The sequence below is a fragment of the Pseudoalteromonas sp. PPB1 genome (genome assembly GCF_015356275.1).
Taxonomy (GTDB): Bacteria; Pseudomonadota; Gammaproteobacteria; order Enterobacterales; family Alteromonadaceae; genus Pseudoalteromonas; species Pseudoalteromonas rubra_D.
The window spans coordinates 1-2,794 of the sequence record NZ_JACEQV010000064.1 but is presented as its reverse complement, the minus strand read 5'-3'; the positions used below and the strand labels follow the sequence as shown (position 1 = coordinate 2,794).

General features: G+C 39.7%; 5 protein-coding genes. All 5 read left to right on the top strand.

The window, feature by feature from the left end; genetic code table 11:
- Positions 1-443 (top strand): hypothetical protein (locus IY568_RS24260; protein ID WP_228553563.1); only part of this gene is annotated, 443 nt, incomplete at its 5' end.
- Positions 444-453: 10 nt separating this feature from the next.
- Positions 454-924, top strand: coding sequence for a hypothetical protein (locus tag IY568_RS24255; protein WP_194868956.1), 471 nt, complete (start codon positions 454-456; stop codon positions 922-924).
- Between the two features lie 51 nt (positions 925-975).
- Positions 976-1,422: a hypothetical protein gene (locus tag IY568_RS24250; RefSeq protein WP_194868955.1), complete on the top strand. Its 447-nt coding sequence runs from the start codon at positions 976-978 to the stop codon at positions 1,420-1,422.
- A 4-nt stretch (positions 1,423-1,426) separates the two neighbouring features.
- Positions 1,427-2,101: a hypothetical protein gene (locus IY568_RS24245; RefSeq protein ID WP_194868954.1), complete on the top strand. Its 675-nt coding sequence runs from the start codon at positions 1,427-1,429 to the stop codon at positions 2,099-2,101.
- 453 nt (positions 2,102-2,554) lie between these two features.
- A partial coding sequence (locus IY568_RS24240; RefSeq protein ID WP_194868953.1) for a hypothetical protein occupies positions 2,555-2,794 on the top strand: 240 nt, incomplete at its 3' end.

Below are 2,794 nucleotides of genomic sequence, written 5' to 3'. Positions count from 1 at the left end.
GCAAGCCATTTGCCTGTGTTGACTACAAAGCTGTGGTGGTCGCTGCGGTCGGTGGCCTGGCATTTGGTGGTGCGGCAGCTGCCAAAGCTTATAAGATGTGGAAGGCTAAGAAGAAGGGGTCAAAGGGGTTAGCTGGTCTCAGTCGGAGCCATGCTAAAACCGTTCTTAAGACCGCTCAGCAACCGTATAAGGGATCTACTGTAGTCGGACATGCTTTGTCAAAGCATGCTGGTAGAAATCCAGATATTTGGGGGAAAATCTCTGGTCACCAAAAAACGTATAATGCTCAAGCGATGAAACATTTTAGAGAAATTTTTAGAGGCCCTGGTGAATTCCAGAAAGTTACAAATGACAAAGGAATAACATTTTTAGAGAAACGATTGAGTGATGGTCGAGGTATAAGGTTGCAACAAGACTTTACTTTTAAAGGTTTTATAGATTAAGGAATTCAAGATGGCAGAACTACTAGAAATTGTTATAGAAAATGTCATGCGTTCTCATGTGTGTCAGTTGCTGACGAGTTTACTAAAGCAAGCTGGTAAAGTCCTAGAAGTTCGATGTAGTGAAGCGATTCAGTTATCTTCTGCGACTGATATTTCTACTGATGACATTGCGTCATTCATCAGTCTTTCAGAAGATGCAACATTGTATATTAAACTTGAAAGTTTATGCATAGATGGAACTAACATACCTTCTGTATTGTTAAGACTAGTAAAATATAATAGCCATTTTGATATCGATTTCAATTTTGATGAAGATGACATAGTCAGTGAAGAAACGACAGTGTTAATGAAAAAACTTCAAGTATATGCTTCTAAACTTGTTGCTGGCCACGAAGTCGGTAATTGGTTTGGTGGTATTGAGCCTGCATCAGACGAAAACGCTAGATATTTTACACGTGGTAGTTTAGGGCCTTTAGTCTGACTAGTGTAATGTTACAAAGAGTGGAGAAAAAGGCGGTTCAAATTTATGTAAGTGGAGCAGCTATATGTAGAAGGCAAGCCATTTGCCTGTGTTGACTACAAAGCTGTGGTGGTCGCTGCGGTCGGTGGCCTGGCATTTGGTGGTGCAGCAGCTGCCAAAGCTTATAAGATGTGGAAGGCTAAGAAGAAGGGTTCAAAGGGTGGAGACAATCTGCCTATTTATGATGCCAGAACTTTAAAAAGAATGGGCGAGGATGCCTTCCACAATTTCCCTGCATCTTTCGAAAAATCTATTCTTTCTCAGAAGCCTATGTTCAGGGCAAATGGTCGTTCTGAATATCTGCAACAGGGAACGATTAATGGGAAAGAAGGTGTTTTTCATATTACAACAGACAAAGGTGGAAAAATAATGCGACACAGAGCATTTATTCCAAAGAGTGACTGGGCGCGCTACTCAAAAAGGTGGAAGCTGCCAAGTATTGAAAATGTAGCGAACTAAAAATATGAATAATAATTTAAAATATAGCTTTTATGGCTTTGACTACGACCAGACACTGGATTTACACTCTTTCGGATTCAATGTGTTTAATGGTGTTGCAGACGATTTGGTCACGAGTGCCAATGGAGATTTGCAAGTTCGACTGAATTATAATGGCGATATTGGCTATTTGCATAACCTAAGAATTGCTAACGACGTCGTTGTATTTGTGCCAGTAGTTTCTGATGTAGAAGTTGAAGGGTATCTTAGAAGTACAAACTCTTTCGTTCTGATTTGCCCTTTAGATGAGTTGAAGGAACTCTGGTCAGCTTTAAGATATGAACCTTATGAGCTCGAAGAACTTAAAGAAGCAAATCAGAATGACTGGTTTTTATTGTGGTTGATATCAAGCGGAACTAAGTCTTTAATGTCGCTTAGCATTGAATCGTTAGTGGATTCTTTATTAAAGAATATAATCGCTGAGAGTGTGGATGGCTCACCATCTGTTCAAGAAGTCATACAAAGCCTTCGTAAAGGGAGCAAGACACTTGAGCTCATTGATAGTAGTAACTTCAGTTTTAATGAAACTATAACCGTATTTATTGATGAAGATAGCGGTGAAACTATCGAGTGGAATGCTTTAGATACTAAAAGAGCTCACTGCTTGATAAACAGCAATTATCTGCTCAAGATTACATAAAAAATACCAAAGCCCCAAACGGGGCTTTTTCTTTGCCCACAAATCATTAATAAAAAGGATGTTTATTAGAAAGGCTAATAATCTGCATTTTTTAGGCTAAATAATGCGTTTTCAGTATTAGGATTTTTTATAATCGCCTTTTTTTGACAAAACTTGCAAAAAAATGAAAAAATTTGAAGTTTTTTCTGGGTGAAAAGTGAACTTTTCGAAAAGTTAGTTGCTGAAGGCATCGACTGCTACCGCATACTGCTACCAAAACAAATGGACGTCAACGAATACGCCCAGCAAGTGCAATCTGCACAAAAGAGCCTTGAACTGGTGATACGCATCAAGAACTCGAGAGCAAGCATTTGAATGAGATGTCCAATTATCTCGTATTCAAACCTGTTATGATGATGCAATAGCACAACTTCTCTAAAAAAGGCTTGCCAATCTGGCAAGCTTTTTTAGTTTATGGTGGAGTTTTTAGCCGGTGAAAGCCAGTTAGAAACCTACTTGTACGATGGGTTAGGTCGCCTGAGTACTGCTACAAAAGGAGACACCACACAGGTATACCGCTACGGTGTAAATGGTAACCGGATTGGCATTGATTTCACACAAGGTGACCAAACCACCACTAAGAGCGCAACATTTGACGAACAGGACAGGCTAACCAGTTTTGCTCAGTGCCGGTATCAGTATGATGTTAACGGT

Bases quoted from the DNA above. Each gene is read 5' to 3' on its own strand.
- IY568_RS24245 (WP_194868954.1), top strand. From the start codon at position 1,427: ATGAATAATAATTTAAAATATAGCTTTTATGGCTTTGACTACGACCAG.
- IY568_RS24255 (WP_194868956.1), top strand. From the start codon at position 454: ATGGCAGAACTACTAGAAATTGTTATAGAAAATGTCATGCGTTCTCAT.